This is a genomic window from Thalassolituus sp., from assembly GCF_984348125.1.
Genome location: NZ_CFHJLR010000006.1, coordinates 1 through 15,053, shown reverse-complemented (window position 1 = coordinate 15,053; position 15,053 = coordinate 1). Strand labels below are relative to the sequence as shown.

The following is a 15,053-nucleotide window of genomic DNA, read 5'->3' as shown; positions in this document are numbered from 1 at the left end:
CTACTCAGATCAGAGCCGCCGTTTTGATGTGTGCGTAGATGTGCATCTGAGGTTCAAGCCCTAGCTGACTGGCAGACTGACGCGTTATCCGGGTGATGAGTTCTATTTTCTCAGCACGCAGCTTGACGATCATCAATGCCGGATTAGGGTCGTGACGGATGTCTTCAATCTGGCAGGGCAGGCTGTTGCTGATGCTGTTTTCTTTTAACGGCTCGTGGCTGAGGCTGATGTCACTGGCGCGTATCCACAGGCGCACGGCATCACCGGGGTTCAGGTTGTTTGCAGGAACGGTGATAAGCGCCGAGCTGCCGGTTCTGATCTGAGCGAGGTGCCATTTCGCGTCGATGCAGTGGACGGTTCCTGTGACGACGGTACCGGCTTCGCGGCTGATATCCCCCGGAAATTTCGGGTCGCTGATGACGTCGTACAGTTCCCCCTGGCTGACGACCTCGCCTTTATCAAGTGCAACTATGTAATCGCCCAGGCGTGCGGCTTCGTAGGCGGAGTGGGTCACGTAGATGATGGGCAGCTCAAATTCGTTTTTGAGGCGTTCCAGATAAGGAAGGATTTCGTGTTTGCGAGCGTCATCGAGTGACGCCAGAGGTTCATCCATCAAAAGAATGTCGGGCTGACGTAGAAGCGCTCTGGCGATGGCGGCACGTTGGCGTTCACCCCCCGATAACTGTTCCGGTCTGCGAGGCATCAGGTCAGTTATATCCAACAGCGTAACAAGGTCATCACGCTTTGAGGCATTACCCGGGCGTAAGGTATAGCGTTCAGCAAAGTCGAGGTTTTCAGATACTGTCATATGCGGGAACAGGCTGGCTTCCTGAAAAACATAAGCAAGCGGGCGTTCTGCTGTTTTCCGGTAACGCCCGTTACCCTGCCAGTAATCACCGTTAAACCAGATGTCACCGTCGCAGGGCTGAAGCCCTGCGATGGCTCTCAATAGGGTGGTTTTGCCGGAGCCCGATGGCCCGAATATCACGCTCACACCTTTGGCAGGCAGTGTGATGTCTGTACTCAGCTCAAATGGTTCAAGGCGCACCCGCAGGCGCGTGGTGAGTCCGCTTACAGCCATGCTTTGGCCTCTTTATTACCAGGCTGCCGCGCATAGACCCAGAGCAATACTGCGAACGAGAACAACAGCAGAATCGCAGACAGCGTATGCGCTTGAGGGTAAGCGAGCGCTTCCACATGGTCGTATATCTGTACCGAGGCAACGCGGGTTTCGCCAGCGATATTGCCCCCGATCATGAGTACCACTCCGAACTCGCCAACCGTATGGGCAAAGCCGAGCACGCCAGCAGTTATAAAGCCGGGTCGTGCCAGTGGCAGGGTGATATAGCGGAAGGTATCCCAGCGCCCGGCGCCGAGCGTTGCTGCGGCTTCCGCATGACGTGGCCCGATGGCATTGAACGCATTAACGAGTGGTTGAACAACAAAAGGCAGGGAGTAAATCATGGAGGCGATCACCAGCCCGCTGAAACTGAATGCGAGAGATCCGAGCCCGATGGCGTGACTGAATTGTCCAAGCAGGGAGTTTGGGCTGAAAGCGATCAAGAGATAGAAGCCCAGCACAGTCGGCGGCAGTACTAATGGGAGTGCAATAACAGCCTGAACGATGCCTTTAACCTTTGAGCGGTTTCTGGTCTGCGATGTGTCGTCGTCGCTCAACCAAAGTGCCAGAGGCGTGCTGATGATCAGGAGCAGAACGGTGACCACGCTGGCTAGTTTTAAGGTAAGCCAGAGTGCTTCTATATCAGCCGGTGCCAGTAAGGAATCAGTCATACAGGGGATCATACCCGTGTTCGGCTATCCGTGCCTGCACCGCGGTACTGAGAAGGTAGGTTACGAATGCCTGTGCTGCCGGTTTGTTTAGTCCTTGAGCCGTGAGTATGCCTGCTTGTTCCAGAGGCTGGTGATGCTCATCCGGGATAAGCCAGTACTGATCCGAGGATGTCTTTGCTGTTATGACCTGTGACTGCGCGACAAAGCCCGCTGCTGCGTTGCCACTTTCGATAAAGCGATAGGCCTGGCCTATGTTCTCGCCTGTGACGACTTTTGCGGCGGTAAACCCGAAGGCATCCATCGTCTGTTGCGCCGCGAGACCGTAAGGCGCAAGCCGTGGGTTAGCGATGGCTATGGTCTGGTTATTCGCTGTTATCCCGGAGAGTGGGTACTCACATTTTACAGGGCACCAGAAAACGAGCCTGCCAATAGCGTAGGTAAACAGCGCAGGTTCAGTCTCTGGTAGTTGCTTTGAAAGCTGCTTTGAGAGCTTCTGTGCGAGTCGCTGCGGCTTATTGGTATCGGCCGAAAGAAAGACATCAAATGGAGCACCATGGAGTATCTGAGCGTACAGCTTGCCGGAAGAGGCGCTGCTGACTTCAACGCTGTGTCCAGTTGCTTTTTCAAACGCAGGAAGCAGTGTTTGTAAGGTGTACGCGAAGTTCGATGCCACGGCGATACGCAAGGAGTCTGCATGGCCCAGAACAGGCAGGAGCAGGCAAAGAAACGTCAGTGCAAAGCGGATCACAGAAGCCAGGCCTCGAATCATAGAGTCAGTCAGGCATAATAGCGGCTTCTGTATCCAATGTTACAGCCCGTTTTATAACCTATAGCGAGAGAGATTATGCACTGGAATATTTACCTGTCCGGCGAGATTCATACTGATTGGCGCGAGCAGATCATTAAGGGCTGTGAGGCTCTGGAACTGCCTGTGAGTTTTTCGTCGGCCAATACGGATCACGATTCCAGCGATGCTGCCGGTGATGTACTTGGCCCTCAGTGCGAAGGCTTCTGGCGTGACCATAAGTCAGCAAAAATTAATGCTATCCGCATTAAGACCTTGATCGAAAACTGCGATATGGCGGTCATCCGTTTCGGTGATAAGTACAAACAGTGGAATGCCGCGTTTGACGCTGGCTTCTGCGCGGCACTGGGTAAGCCCTATGTGACGCTGCACAGCGAAGACATTATTCACCCTTTAAAGGAAGTGGATGGATCAGCCATGGGCTGGGCCACGACGCCTGAGCAGGTGGTGGAAGTGATTCGTTATACCATCCAAGGTTGATCATTAAGCAGGGTTGATCAATAAGCACTGCTTACTTTTTCCTCCTGACACTGCCGTTCCGCATTGTGAACACATGTCCGGTTTTGCTACTTGCTGGCTAAATTTCTGGCCTGAAGGCGCACTCCGAAGCGCCTTCAAACCGGACATTCCTGCGCTTTCTTCTGATTCTTCGTACAGCTTCTTCTGCACCTGATAAGGTTACAGAAACGTTAACCTAAATTGATTTATGCCCGGTAAATATATTCCTTCATTAGATGTTGCCTTTGGGCTTTCCTCGTACGGCGTTATTGCTGCGGCCGTGTGTGATGGAGAGCTCTTCGCTGTGCTTCCCGGAGAGTGTCGTACCGAACTCCTGGATGAGCTGCTGCATCTGTTTCCCAATATAACTCTGACATCTGAAAAACGCGCCGCGCATGTACTCAGTGATGTACTTCAGTCGGTGGAGTCTCCACGCAGAACTCTGAAAACACCACTGCATATGCTGGGAACGGAATTTCAGTGTCGGGTGTGGCGATATCTGCAAACGATTCCTGTCGGCGAGACCCGGACATATGCCGAGGTGGCTGAGGGTATCGGTCAGCCGGGTGCGGTTCGGGCTGTGGCGAACGCCTGTGGCACCAACAAGCTGGGAATATTGATTCCGTGCCATCGGGTCGTTCGCTCAGACGGTTCTCTAGGGGGGTATCGCTGGGGAACAGAACTGAAGGAACGCTTGCTAGCGCGTGAGCAGGAACTCACTTCTGGTGATTCTTTGCACGATGTGGATAAGTCAAGCCCAAGATTTCAGAATATTTTGTGTTGACGTGTTGTAATTCTCTCGTTCTCTCCGAAAACTGAGATAAGATTATGAAATATATAGGTTTTTCGTAAAAATCTGTTTAAGAATTGATCTCTTTTGGCCTGTGGGTATTCCACAGTATCTGTGGATAACTTTGTGGGAAGTTTGCGGGAAAGATGCTCTGACCCGCATGGTCACAGGGGCGCTTTCAATCTGGCTGCATTCTGAGCAGCCAGGTTAATAGCCTTTGTTCACGGCTTGCGAGCAGACACATAGTATAAGGACCAACGCATACCTTTGAGGCCGTTTTCCAGAGTGTCGAATCCGAGCAATTCCCGAATTGCAGCTTCGGTTTCTTCGGTACTGGCCAGGTCAATGCCGAACAAGCGTTTGCAGTAGGCAGCGGCCTCGTGTTCCGAGCTAAATACCCAGTGGTACTCTTCATTGACGGCGGTGACGTCGGTGAAACCTATCTCCCGCAGGGTGCCCAGCGTGCCCTCGTTCAGATACCAGCCGTGATGTCCCATACTATTGTGGTTGCCCATCCAGCCATCCAGAAACGCTGCCGTCGCAGACTCTAAGTGCGCATCCGCGATTCTGGCCCAGCCTCCGGGTTTCAGTACCCTGAACAGCTCTCTGAATAGTGGGGTTTTATCTTCAATGTGATGCAAGCCGGCGAGGCTGCAGGCGAGGTCGGTAGAGTTATCCTGCTCGGGCAGGTTTTCAAGCTCACAAAGGGTAAGTGGGTGCTTGCTGCCGGAATGTGCTTCTTCTTCAAACAGGCGAGCAAACAGCTCGCTGGTTTCGAGGTGGTGCAGGCTGACATCATCTGGCAGGTATCGAGCGAGATATCCGCCACCGGAGGGAACATCGATTATGTGCATCCCTGTTTTCAGCGACATACCTTTAAATAAGGTGGTGAACTCAGCGTCTCTCGCTTCAGGCCAGTGGCGCATGGCTTCGTGATACGCGTCGGCGCGAGCATTAAAAATGGAGGCGTAATCTTCCGGTGAAAACATAATTACAGTACCGATTTGAACTCTTCGTATTTACCACCGGCTGAGCGTGGGAGGTCGTCTACTTTTTCAACCGTGATATTAAATGAGTGCTGCATAGCATCCTGAATGATTTTGATAGCTTGCTGCTTATTTTCTGGCGAAATTTCCGTTTCAGTCATCACCCGGAAAGTAATGTCATTGACCGCAGTTTGTTCGAGCTGAAATCGCGCTAATGGGAAAATCTCCATCAATGCCATCGGGTTGTATGAAGGCCAGGTTTTGCGGCCGTCGGGATAGGTCAACAGATTTCGGGTTCGACCAGCGATATGCTTAATAACAGGCAAAGTAATACCGCAGTCGCAGCCTTCCCCCGGAACGGCGTAGTCACCGATTTCATAGCGGATAAGCGGCATGATGTAGTTTTGCAGGCTGGTCACTACCACACGGCCCATTTCGCCGGGTGAGCATGGCTGGTTATTCTCATCCAGAATCTCGACCATGCAGTTCTCCTGCTGGATGTGGTAGTGATTGTGCTTCGGGCACTGAAGTGCGATGTAACCGATCTCTTGAGAGCTGTACATATCATGAATGCGGCAACCGAACGCTTTTTCAACAATTCTTCGGGTGTCATCTGACAGGTTTTCGCCAAGAGTGGAGATACTCTTGAGGCGATTGAGCTTCTTCTCGCGCAGTTGGATCTGGGCGAGCTCAAGTAATGCGCTAGGGTAGGTCAGCAGGTAGTCCGGCTGCTGCTCTGTTAACCAGCGATATTGTGTTGCTGTTGATTCAGAACTGTTGAGCATGACAGACGGGCCCTGATAACCCAGTGCTGCTGCTGAAGGCCCCCATGTTTTCGAGGCGACGCCCGGATACATGGACTGGCCGGTGGGTAAGAATTTAATGATCGCTATTTTCTTCGAGAAATCGCGCCTCGCCCATAAATGATCCCTGACCGTCATCGCACGCCAATACACCTGAGCATATTCGGAACTGCATGTATGCACGGGCCTGCCTGTCGAGCCAGAGCTACGGAATTCGATGATTTTTCCATGATTCTTCGGTGGCGCAGTACTACGGAGCAGGCTCTCATTGGCCTGAAGTGCTGATCGGGTGAGGACTGGGAAAGCTCCCCAGTCTATCTGATTGCCCATTGCTTTAATCGCAGGGTGCTCCCGGTAGTACGGGACTGTGCTTAAGGCGTGTTTCAGTAGGGCCTGAAGTGACTGGTCCCGTAATTGGTTGGCCGCTGCCACATTAATCGACTGTGTTTGTTGCAACCGGTATTGCATGGCCAGTGCGAGGGTCGTGTTGCCCTCCGGAATAGGAATCATGAGTTACTCCGTGAATACAAAAAAGGGAGGCTAAGCCTCCCCTGTTTTGTGGTATCAGTCATTGAGCTGGTATTGATTATTTAATCAAAAATTAGATCAGGGCAGGAACCCGCTAGGCAATCAAACTCTTCAATTTCAATGTTGTAGCCCACTATTTGACCCTCTGATCCGACTTCGGCACCATCTCCCCCACTTAATAGGTAAGTGGTTGGGATTGTGTAAAGCGTACCGGAGGTGTCTAGCAACGACTTGAGTATAATATCGCCGCCATCTCCACCAATAGAATCGAGCTCTGATACATCTGCATTACCACCAGTAGAAGTGAAAGAACTGGTTAGAGATATTGTGCCTTCGTCAGTCTGGACGTTGAGGGTTCCGCCAAATCCACCTTGTGATATGCCATTTCCGCCACTCAGGTCGAGGCTCGAGGAAATATTAATGTCGCCGAGCTCGGATGCCACCGTTACGTTGCCACCGTCACTACCATCCAGTGTTGTCGGTGTAGAAATAGCAGGGAGGGTACTGCCTTCAGAAGGCTCGACGATGGTGCTTTCTAACTCGGCTCCTCTTGTCTGAATGCTGCCACTGATTGAGATGCTGTTTGTCGCTACGATGTTTAAATCTGTTTGATTACCGTAGGAAACACTCGTCATTGGGCCTGAAACCAAGCCTCGATTGGCGTTGATGTCTGAGTTGATGGTGATATTTGCGCCGTTCTCGTCACCAGACGTCGCTGAGACTGAAAGGCTACCTCCCTCGGCAACATCGATACTGCCGGTGATTGGGGTCGAACTGTCTCCGCTAGAGAGATTCAGATCAGTGTCGATCACAACGTCCGGGCCGCTTACTGAAGTAGTCTCAAGCTCGAGCTCTTCAGTGAGCGCAATCAGTGGTCCCATGTCCTCAAGCGGGGTGGCCTGGAAGAGAACTTCACCTCCTGACCCTCCCATACCGGCAGAGCCGCCTGCTCCCTCTGCACCATCACCTCCTTCCGCGTTTACGGCAGTGATGCCAGAAAGGTGAAGCTCATTATTTGAAGCTTCTGAGGCGAATTGAATGAAAAATCCCTCGCCTCCGTCACCGCCTTGGTATCCAGTGTCACCAGCGTTACCACCGTCTAGCGAAATTTGTCCGGTAACATTGAAGAGTACTGGTGGTGCGACAGTAACAATAGGTTCAATATCAGCAGATGCAATGATCCCGCCTGCATAGCCGTTACTCGAGAAAAACCCGATAGTACCAGCGTCGCCTCCATTGCCATATTCAACGCCCACACCACCATTGGCGTTTACGCTACCCGAATTCAATATAAATGGAGATGCCGTCTCATCGTAGGCGTCGATCAGCTCCAGGGCGAGATTGCTCAGTTCTTCATTATTTAACTTAAAGGCGTTAATGCTCTGTGCGTCCAGAGTCAGTCTAGCGTATCCACCATCGCCACCATCTACGAAGCTCTCTGGGATGCCGTCATCGCCTGATACATCAATGAAACCTCTATTTACAAGGGCGAAGTGACCGGCAAGCACCACTGCACCACTGCCTGTAAAGTCATCATCATCTTCATCATCGTTGTAGTAACCGGCGGCATTCGACGAGTCAATGGTGCCATTATTCAGGACAGCAAAGCCTGAGACCCCGACGCCATGCCCTCTGGCAGCTTGCCTTACTCGATTCCCCGCCTCGCCCTCGGCAAGCAAAGTGCCATTGTTCACAACAACAACGCCATTGAGCTGCAATGCAGGATCAGAATCGGAGCCTGCATAGCCACCACGTTCGCCCGAGACATCTATTGAGCCATTGTTGATTATGATGTCGGCAGTGATATCGAGTGTAGTGGTTCGTAGATTGATTGCACCGCTGCCGGAATAAACACGGGCTTCGAGGGAAAGTGGGTAGGGTATGTCTGCAAGCGATTGTACGGCAGTAATGATGCCGTTATTTACAATATCTCCCTCAACGACAATGTGGAGCGTCGAGCGAGTTGCTGTTGTGGAAATAGCTAAGGTTGCACCAGCTTCCACTTTAATACCGGTGATTCGCGTTGCCTCATTACCGAGAACCGGCTCTGGCACTACGTCCTCGGTCGTTGCACCATCATACACGTAGAGGTTGTCGTTGTAGCCGTAAATCGTGCCAGCGGATAGGTCGGTGGTGTTTACCTCAATTGTCATGTCTTCTGACACGATAAGAGGGTTATCACCTAAGCTCTCTGATAATTCGGGAATGATGATGCCTGAATCCACTGTTGGGTCAATCGTAGCTTCGCCAGATACTCTGATTGCACCAGCGGCACCTGAGCGAACAACATAGAGGCCGCCTCCATCGCCACCTTCGGCACCATCTCCACCATTTATGTTCATGCTATAAGTAGGGAGTGGCGTTGGCTCTTCTGGTACGTCTGGTGCCGCTGGGGTGTCGGGAACAGCAGGCGTGTTCGGTAAATCTACGACCGGATCATCAGAAGAACTGTTACTCCCTCCCCCACAGGCGGCTAATGAGATGGTTACCGCTAGTAGGCTGGCTTTGAAAGGCAACTGATGAGAGGCCATAGTTACAACTCCATTTTGATATAAAAAACTACCCGATGACGGCATGTGCGCATACAGGACGAGTTGAAAATGTATTTAAAAGGATTACATAAGTAAACATTTCTGTCCTGGTGCGACACCGAATTTCGCAGGCGAGGGACAAAAGTCACGTTGAAGGGCAGAAAAGCGAGTACTTTCTGAGCGTCACGCCCACCATACTGGGCGCGAGCACAGGTTTACCCTTTGGCGGGTTATAAAACGTCTTTCAAAGGGGCATGCTGCTCAGCTTCCAGGCGTGGCCCGAATTGACTGACAACCTGAGCAGAGGCCGCACTGGCGAGTCGGCCAGCAGCTGCGAAATCGTGACCATGGGTGATGGCGTACAGGAAGGCACCTGCAAACATGTCACCGGCGCCGTTGCTGTCGACTGCAGTCACTGAGTTGGGAGCAATCTCGTGTAGAGTAGTCCCATCCCATGCCAGTGCGCCTTTCGGCCCCAGTGTGATAGCGAACGTATTTGCTACTTTTTTAATGGCTTCGATCGCTGTTTCCAGATCGTCGGTGTCTGCGAACAGTTTTGCTTCCTGCTCGTTGCAGAACAACAGATCGACACCGTCGCCAACCATTTCCTGAACACCCTCTTTGAAGAACTGAACCATCGCGGGGTCAGAGAAGGTCATTGCGACTTTCACGCCGTGCTTACGGGCCAGTTCGCGCACCTGAATGGCAGCGGCACGACTTGGTTCGGAGGTTACCAGGTAACCTTCAATATAAGCGTATTCAGACTTGGCCAGAGCCTCTTCATCTATATGGTTTGAATGCAGTTCACTGGTAATGCCCAGGTAGGTGTTCATGGTGCGTTCTGCATCAGGCGTTACCATCACCAGGCATTTACCTGTGACACCTTCGTCACGGTCGTCACCGAGGTTAGTATCGACCCCGGCTGCTTTCATATCGGCAATGTAAAAGTCGCCGGCTTCGTCGTTGGCGACGTTGCAGGTGTAGAAGGTTTTCGCACCGAAGTAGCTCGCGCCAATAATGGTGTTGGCTGCGCTACCACCACAGGCACGCTTTTTGAGCCCATAGCGGGTGGTCAGAGTGTTCAGCATAGACGCCAGCTGATCGGCTTCGATCAGGGTCATCATGCCTTTTTCTATGCCTGCATCTTTAAAGAAGGCGTCGTCAACTTCGAATTCTTTATCAACCAGGGCGTTGCCGATACCGTATATGTGGTAGCTCATAGTGGTTCCATTGTTCGTTTAGTTGCGTTGAGTGTAACCGAAAGCGGGCGTCGTATCAGGTGAGGGATCGCAGAGAGTCGGCGGAAGGGCTATGATGCAGCGATGAATAAACTCACTCGCTTCGTCCGGCACCAGAATCGGGTTCGTCATGCTATTTACATGACTGATCGGCATATCATGCGTGGTGTACGGAAAATCGCCTTGATTCTCCTCGGTTTTATCGCGCTACACATGCTCGCCATGGTGGTGTTTGAAGGACTGTCTGCGTGGCAGGCGTTCTGGTTAACGTTGACGACGCTGACCACCGTGGGATATGGCGACCTTTCGGCACAGACGGTGCCCGGCCAGTTATCGACCATATTACTTATATTTGGTGTCGGTATTACGCTGATGACGTTACTTATCAGTGATTACGTGGACTATCGAATCGCGCGCCGTGAGCGCATCAGAAGCGGACATTGGAACTGGAATATGGCTGAGCACATTCTCATTATTAATACGCCGAAATATAACCGTGAGGAATATTTCGTTCGACTTGTCACTCAGGTCCGCGAAAGTCGCGACTATGCAGAAACGCCAATTATGTTGCTGAGCGAAGACTTCCGCGACGGTTTACCTGACAGTCTTCGTGAGCTTGGTGTGGTGCATGTCACGGGCCTTGCGAGTCGTCCGGAAGATCTGCAGCGGGCAAATGCAGAGCGCGCCAGGCATATCGTGGTGCTGGCCCGGGATGAGTACTCTTCGGACAGTGACAGTTACACCTTTGATGTTGCCCATCGGTTGTGGGAAATGTCACTGGCCAGTAAAGCGATTGTTGAGGTGGTGGACGATAACAACCGCGCACGTATCCACGACTTAGATATCCGTTCGCTTTTACGACCAATTCGCTCGTACCCAGAGCTGGTGGTACGCTCGATGACGGCGCCAGGCTCCGAAGTCGTGATCGAAGATATGTTCACACACGCAAATGATCATACGGTGCGTTACCCGGTATGGCTGGAGGGTGAGCGTTGGGCGGATGTGGTTAATTCGATTGTGCAGGCGAATGTCGGTACGCCACTGGCGTACATTACGCGTGATGGCGAAGTTATCACACACCCCGATGGTGACCATCATGTGCATGCGCAATCATTGTTGATTCTGGTTCATACGGAACACGTGCCTGAAATCAAGGAAGTTCATCGGGCCATTGAAAATCACTTTAACTTTCGACTGAAAGATATCGAGCGCTGACCTTTATTCGAACAAGTGGATGGCTTGTAAGTCTGCATCAGAATTCTGCCCGGGCATCAGCCAGAGTGCGGTATCACTAAGGGGAGTTTCTGTTGGCAGATCGGGGTTATGCAGATAGAAAATCGTCGACTCGCGGAACCGTGATAAAGGAAATGCGTGGCGGGTTGCCGGGTGTGTTTTCATAAACTCAAGTAATTGTCCGGAAGTTGCGAAATCATAAAGACTGGATTCCAGTGACTTCGCCAGCGCTTCTCTCTCGTACGACATGAAGTAATACATCGGGAATGTATACGAAAGCAGCAGGCGCTCGTAAACGATAAGGTCACTGCGGTCGGGAGCCTCAAGTTCTCCGTATACTTCAATGATTGACCTTGGAAAATAATCACAGCGCCCCCCTTTGAGCATGCGATACATGCTTTCAAATTTAGCAACACGCTCGACGGTGTAATGATTGCGCTCAAGGATGTCCGAATCCGGCCATTGGTCTCCCTGACACGCCACCAGTGTCTGCAATTGTTTTTCTTCGGTGATCTTATCAAAGAGATCGATGTCAGACCGGCGGATTACAGGCACTCTTACTCCAAGCAGTCCGAGAAACAGAGGAACCCTTACTGGTCGATATAGGTTTTCCCGTCGATAACTGGTGCCGCTCCAGGTCACTGTGAGATCCCCGCTGTTCAGTAATAGCATACTGCGTTCCTGCGTGACCGGGCGCTCAATAGTCGAAAGCTGATCGCTGGAGGTGAGCTGGGCGCTTAATAAGTCACGGTAATAACTATGAGAAGCATCCTCCAGGGCTCGAGGTGGCTGAATATAGAGGGTCTCTGCATAGGACCAATACGACTGTATGCTTGCGTAAATAACGATGAGCAGTGATGAAATACGGTGCCAGCCGGCCATGGGAACCTCGGTTGTGCTCTCTTATAGTTCAGCCCAGTTGGATAAATATCACTTAGTGACGGGTGGGATGTCATCTGGATTTACACTCTGACAGCGAATAGCCCTCTGATATAGTGATGCGGTTAACAAAGGTACTCCTCTATGCTCAAGAAATTACTTCGCCATCTCTCTGATGGACACTTCCATTCAGGCGAGGCCCTCGGTGAGGCTATGGGCGTCAGCAGGGCGGCCGTCTGGAAGCAGCTGAAAAAGCTAGAAGAGCTGGAGGTGCCTTTCTCATCTGTTAAGGGTAAGGGGTATCGTTTGCACGATCCGATAGAGCTGCTGGATGAAGACGCGATACGCAGCGTAGTTAGCCAGCGATTGGATTGCCTGGAGTTGCTGCTCGAGGTGAACTCCACTAATACCTACCTGTTTGAGCGCGCATCGGATCATATGGGTAAGCGATACGCAGTTCTCGCTGAAAAGCAGAGTAATGGCCGTGGTCGCCGTGGAAGGCAATGGATCAGCCCGTTCGGTCGTAACATATATCTGTCGTTGCTGGTGTCTTTTTCCGGAGGGATGTCGGCGCTGGAAGGCCTTAGCCTGACGGTTGGGATTGCTGTAGAAAAGGCGCTTTCACGGCTGGGGATTGATGGTGTTGGTCTCAAATGGCCCAACGATGTGTATGCCGATGGACGCAAACTTGCCGGGATACTTCTGGAGGTCACAGGCGAGTACAACAGTCACTGTCAGGTGGTAATTGGTATTGGCCTTAACTTATCGATGTCGGAAGCCGAAGCACGGGACATAGACCAGCCCTGGGTCGATCTGAAAAGCCTGAAACCCGACTTGTCGAGAAATCAGGTCGCGGGAGTATTACTGGACGAATTGCTGTCCAGTATTGATACGTTTCAACGAGAAGGATTTGCACCCTTGCAGGAATACTGGTCCCAGAAAGATATTTACCATGATAAAGACGTTGTTATCAGTTCACCAACACAGCAGATCAGTGGCACCGTAAAAGGCGTAAACCGCAAAGGCGAATTGATGCTGAGAACTGAACGGGGTATGGAAATTATCAGCGCAGGAGAACTCAGTGTCCGTCCTGCTGATTGATATCGGGAATACCCGAATTAAGTGGCAGACCCGCCAACAGGGAGAAATTCTTGCGGAAGGACATGTCGATAAAGATAAGGCACCACATTACGCCTGGCCAGATGGCATCGGAGAAGTAGCCGTCTCCAGTGTCAGCACCAATGAAGAACTGCACGAACTCTTCGGTGCCCGCTACGGCGACCGTTTGCGCTGGATTGCACATCCGGTCGAAGGGCATGCCGGATTTCATCATTGCTATGCTGATCCAAAGCGTCTCGGTGTTGACCGCTGGCTGGCGATGCTGGGAGCCAGAGCCATATTCAATGATGATCTGCTGGTGGTCGATGCAGGGACAGCACTTACGCTCGACTTACTCGACGAAAATAATCAGCATGTGGGCGGTTATATCGTCCCCGGAATACAAATGGCCCAGCGTGCTTTATTTGGCGGAACTGACCGGGTCCGGCCATTCAGTGACGAACAGCACGATACGAATCTGGCCCCTGGTAAAAGTACAGTTGCCTGCGTTAAAGCTGGTGTCCTGCACCAGCAGGCTGCTCTGGTGAAGTCAGTCGCTGAGAATTATAAAGACTTCAGGCTGGTGGTTACGGGGGGAGATGGCGCTCAGCTGGCTGATTGGCTGGATAGTGGATATTATCCAAACCTTATATTTGATGGCATGGAATTGTTATGCGCTGGATAGTTTACAGCCTGATCGTAATTAATTTGGGAATCGCCGGGTATTTTATTGTGCGTCCTGCAGAAGATAGCATTGCCCGCCCTCAGGACGGCAATCACGGAGAAGGTAAAACACTTGTCTTACTTTCTGAAAAACAATCCGGCAATCTGCCAGTGAGTCAGCAACCTGTCCGCCCGGACCCCGGCAAAAAGCTGTGCTATGCACTCGGCCCATATCTTGATGATCTCAGTGCTCGTGTTGCTCAGGCACGCTCACTTGAGCTGGGTCTTACAGGCTTAATCAGTCAGCATAAAGTGCCGAACCTCAAAGACGCCGAGTTCTGGGTGCATGTTCGGCCGCTGCCGAGTCGCGGTGAGGCCATGACGCTACTACGTAAGCTTCAGGCGCGGTCGGTCGATAGCTACATCATTACCCAGGGAGACCTGGCTGACGGGATCTCGCTCGGGTTGTTCCGGCAGAAAAGCTCGGCCGATGCTCTGCAAAAGAAAGTGACAGGCTTGGGTTTTGAGGACGTCGCGATCAGAGAAGTCGGAAGTACCACGACAGAGTTCTGGGTTGAGATCCGGGAAATTTCTAAACTGGATGAAACGATGCGCCGTCGTGTTAAAGCGGAAGACCAAGATGTTCAATGGCAAATGGTGAGCTGTCGTCATCAGCCCGCTGACGGATAATCCATAAGTTAATAATAAATAAGCAAAAAAGTTGTTGACAGACCCCGGCCACGTACTGATAATACGCGCCACTTTGGTGGGGTTCCCGAGCGGCCAAAGGGATCAGACTGTAAATCTGACGCGAAAGCTTCGCTGGTTCGAATCCAGCCCCCACCACCATTTTCAGACAGTGAATCACTGTCGAAACAGCCTGGAACGCTGAACTGCCTGGGCTGATTGCGACGCGGGTATAGTTCAATGGTAGAACCTCAGCCTTCCAAGCTGATGATGCGGGTTCGATTCCCGCTACCCGCTCCAATAATTCGCTGATATAGCTCAGTCGGTAGAGCGCATCCTTGGTAAGGATGAGGTCGGCAGTTCGAATCTGCCTATCAGCACCATAATCAAAAAGGTAGACCCTAGGTCTGCCTTTTTGTGTATACGACGAAAAAAACCTGTACCCACAGAAACGAGAGAGACAAGGTTATGGCTAAGGAAACGTTTGAACGTTCCAAACCCCACGTAAACGTGGGTACTATCG

General features: G+C 51.8%; 14 protein-coding genes and 3 tRNA genes. 9 read left to right on the top strand and 8 right to left on the bottom strand.

Annotation, left to right across the window (positions count from 1 at the left end):
* Positions 1-4: 4 nt before the first annotated feature.
* From modC to modA, 3 genes are read right to left on the bottom strand one after another with little or no spacing between them, the layout of a single operon-like run.
* Positions 5-1,081, bottom strand: coding sequence for a molybdenum ABC transporter ATP-binding protein (gene modC / locus AC5E51_RS05865; RefSeq protein ID WP_297533377.1), 1,077 nt, complete (start codon positions 1,079-1,081; stop codon positions 5-7).
* Positions 1,072-1,791 (bottom strand): molybdate ABC transporter permease subunit, encoded by a 720-nt coding sequence (gene modB, locus AC5E51_RS05860; protein ID WP_068444534.1) that lies wholly within the window; start codon positions 1,789-1,791, stop codon positions 1,072-1,074. The genes modC and modB overlap by 10 nt, the downstream gene beginning before the upstream one ends.
* Entirely contained in the window at positions 1,784-2,560 is a 777-nt protein-coding gene (gene modA / locus AC5E51_RS05855; RefSeq protein ID WP_297533379.1) for a molybdate ABC transporter substrate-binding protein, read from the bottom strand. Before modA ends, modB begins: the two co-directional genes overlap by 8 nt.
* 75 nt (positions 2,561-2,635) lie before the next feature.
* Between modA and AC5E51_RS05850 the strand changes: the two genes are divergently transcribed.
* Positions 2,636-3,076: a YtoQ family protein gene (locus tag AC5E51_RS05850; RefSeq protein ID WP_076518159.1), complete on the top strand. Its 441-nt coding sequence runs from the start codon at positions 2,636-2,638 to the stop codon at positions 3,074-3,076.
* A gap of 226 nt (positions 3,077-3,302) precedes the next feature.
* Positions 3,303-3,878 carry a methylated-DNA--[protein]-cysteine S-methyltransferase gene (locus AC5E51_RS05845; protein ID WP_297533380.1) on the top strand — a complete coding sequence of 192 codons (576 nt, stop codon included), beginning with the start codon at positions 3,303-3,305 and terminating at the stop codon, positions 3,876-3,878.
* A gap of 227 nt (positions 3,879-4,105) precedes the next feature.
* Here the strand turns inward: AC5E51_RS05845 and AC5E51_RS05840 are convergent, their stop codons facing one another.
* From AC5E51_RS05840 to AC5E51_RS05825, 4 genes are all read right to left on the bottom strand, one after another.
* Positions 4,106-4,873, bottom strand: coding sequence for a class I SAM-dependent methyltransferase (locus tag AC5E51_RS05840; RefSeq protein WP_297533381.1), 768 nt, complete (start codon positions 4,871-4,873; stop codon positions 4,106-4,108).
* Positions 4,874-4,875: 2 nt separating this feature from the next.
* Positions 4,876-6,183, bottom strand: coding sequence for a phenylacetate--CoA ligase family protein (locus AC5E51_RS05835; protein WP_491778267.1), 1,308 nt, complete (start codon positions 6,181-6,183; stop codon positions 4,876-4,878).
* 80 nt (positions 6,184-6,263) lie between these two features.
* Complete coding sequence (locus tag AC5E51_RS05830) at positions 6,264-8,732, bottom strand: beta strand repeat-containing protein (protein WP_491778266.1); 2,469 nt, start codon at positions 8,730-8,732, stop codon at positions 6,264-6,266.
* A 230-nt stretch (positions 8,733-8,962) separates the two neighbouring features.
* Positions 8,963-9,952: an adenosine kinase gene (locus AC5E51_RS05825; protein ID WP_491778265.1), complete on the bottom strand. Its 990-nt coding sequence runs from the start codon at positions 9,950-9,952 to the stop codon at positions 8,963-8,965.
* 102 nt (positions 9,953-10,054) lie between these two features.
* On the opposite strand from AC5E51_RS05825, the gene AC5E51_RS05820 reads away from it, so the two are divergent.
* Complete coding sequence (locus tag AC5E51_RS05820) at positions 10,055-11,185, top strand: potassium channel family protein (RefSeq protein ID WP_491778264.1); 1,131 nt, start codon at positions 10,055-10,057, stop codon at positions 11,183-11,185.
* Positions 11,186-11,188: 3 nt separating this feature from the next.
* Here AC5E51_RS05820 and AC5E51_RS05815 read toward each other — a convergent pair whose 3' ends face one another.
* A complete protein-coding gene (locus AC5E51_RS05815) occupies positions 11,189-12,085 on the bottom strand; it encodes a hypothetical protein (protein ID WP_491778263.1) in 897 nt (298 codons plus the stop codon).
* A 141-nt stretch (positions 12,086-12,226) separates the two neighbouring features.
* Here AC5E51_RS05815 and birA point away from each other — a divergent pair, with 141 nt between their 5' ends.
* The 6 genes from birA to AC5E51_RS05785 all read left to right on the top strand — a co-directional run bounded on the left by birA (position 12,227) and on the right by AC5E51_RS05785 (position 14,913).
* Positions 12,227-13,183 carry a bifunctional biotin--[acetyl-CoA-carboxylase] ligase/biotin operon repressor BirA gene (gene birA / locus AC5E51_RS05810; protein ID WP_491778262.1) on the top strand — a complete coding sequence of 319 codons (957 nt, stop codon included), beginning with the start codon at positions 12,227-12,229 and terminating at the stop codon, positions 13,181-13,183.
* Complete coding sequence (locus AC5E51_RS05805) at positions 13,164-13,865, top strand: type III pantothenate kinase (protein ID WP_491778261.1); 702 nt, start codon at positions 13,164-13,166, stop codon at positions 13,863-13,865. Before birA ends, AC5E51_RS05805 begins: the two co-directional genes overlap by 20 nt.
* Positions 13,853-14,533 carry a hypothetical protein gene (locus tag AC5E51_RS05800; RefSeq protein ID WP_068444565.1) on the top strand — a complete coding sequence of 227 codons (681 nt, stop codon included), beginning with the start codon at positions 13,853-13,855 and terminating at the stop codon, positions 14,531-14,533. Before AC5E51_RS05805 ends, AC5E51_RS05800 begins: the two co-directional genes overlap by 13 nt.
* 75 nt (positions 14,534-14,608) lie before the next feature.
* Positions 14,609-14,692: transfer RNA gene (locus AC5E51_RS05795), tRNA-Tyr, on the top strand.
* Positions 14,693-14,756: 64 nt separating this feature from the next.
* A tRNA-Gly gene (locus AC5E51_RS05790) sits at positions 14,757-14,830 on the top strand.
* Positions 14,831-14,837: 7 nt separating this feature from the next.
* A tRNA-Thr gene (locus tag AC5E51_RS05785) sits at positions 14,838-14,913 on the top strand.
* Positions 14,914-15,053 lie beyond the last annotated feature (140 nt).

Bases quoted from the DNA above. Each gene is read 5' to 3' on its own strand.
- AC5E51_RS05820 (WP_491778264.1), top strand. From the start codon at position 10,055: ATGAATAAACTCACTCGCTTCGTCCGGCACCAGAATCGGGTTCGTCAT.
- modB (WP_068444534.1), bottom strand. From the start codon at position 1,791: ATGACTGATTCCTTACTGGCACCGGCTGATATAGAAGCACTCTGGCTT.
- AC5E51_RS05825 (WP_491778265.1), bottom strand. From the start codon at position 9,952: ATGAGCTACCACATATACGGTATCGGCAACGCCCTGGTTGATAAAGAA.
- AC5E51_RS05800 (WP_068444565.1), top strand. From the start codon at position 13,853: ATGCGCTGGATAGTTTACAGCCTGATCGTAATTAATTTGGGAATCGCC.
- AC5E51_RS05850 (WP_076518159.1), top strand. From the start codon at position 2,636: ATGCACTGGAATATTTACCTGTCCGGCGAGATTCATACTGATTGGCGC.
- modC (WP_297533377.1), bottom strand. From the start codon at position 1,081: ATGGCTGTAAGCGGACTCACCACGCGCCTGCGGGTGCGCCTTGAACCA.
- AC5E51_RS05815 (WP_491778263.1), bottom strand. From the start codon at position 12,085: ATGGCCGGCTGGCACCGTATTTCATCACTGCTCATCGTTATTTACGCA.
- AC5E51_RS05840 (WP_297533381.1), bottom strand. From the start codon at position 4,873: ATGTTTTCACCGGAAGATTACGCCTCCATTTTTAATGCTCGCGCCGAC.
- birA (WP_491778262.1), top strand. From the start codon at position 12,227: ATGCTCAAGAAATTACTTCGCCATCTCTCTGATGGACACTTCCATTCA.
- AC5E51_RS05835 (WP_491778267.1), bottom strand. From the start codon at position 6,183: ATGATTCCTATTCCGGAGGGCAACACGACCCTCGCACTGGCCATGCAA.
- modA (WP_297533379.1), bottom strand. From the start codon at position 2,560: ATGATTCGAGGCCTGGCTTCTGTGATCCGCTTTGCACTGACGTTTCTT.
- AC5E51_RS05830 (WP_491778266.1), bottom strand. From the start codon at position 8,732: ATGGCCTCTCATCAGTTGCCTTTCAAAGCCAGCCTACTAGCGGTAACC.
- AC5E51_RS05845 (WP_297533380.1), top strand. From the start codon at position 3,303: ATGCCCGGTAAATATATTCCTTCATTAGATGTTGCCTTTGGGCTTTCC.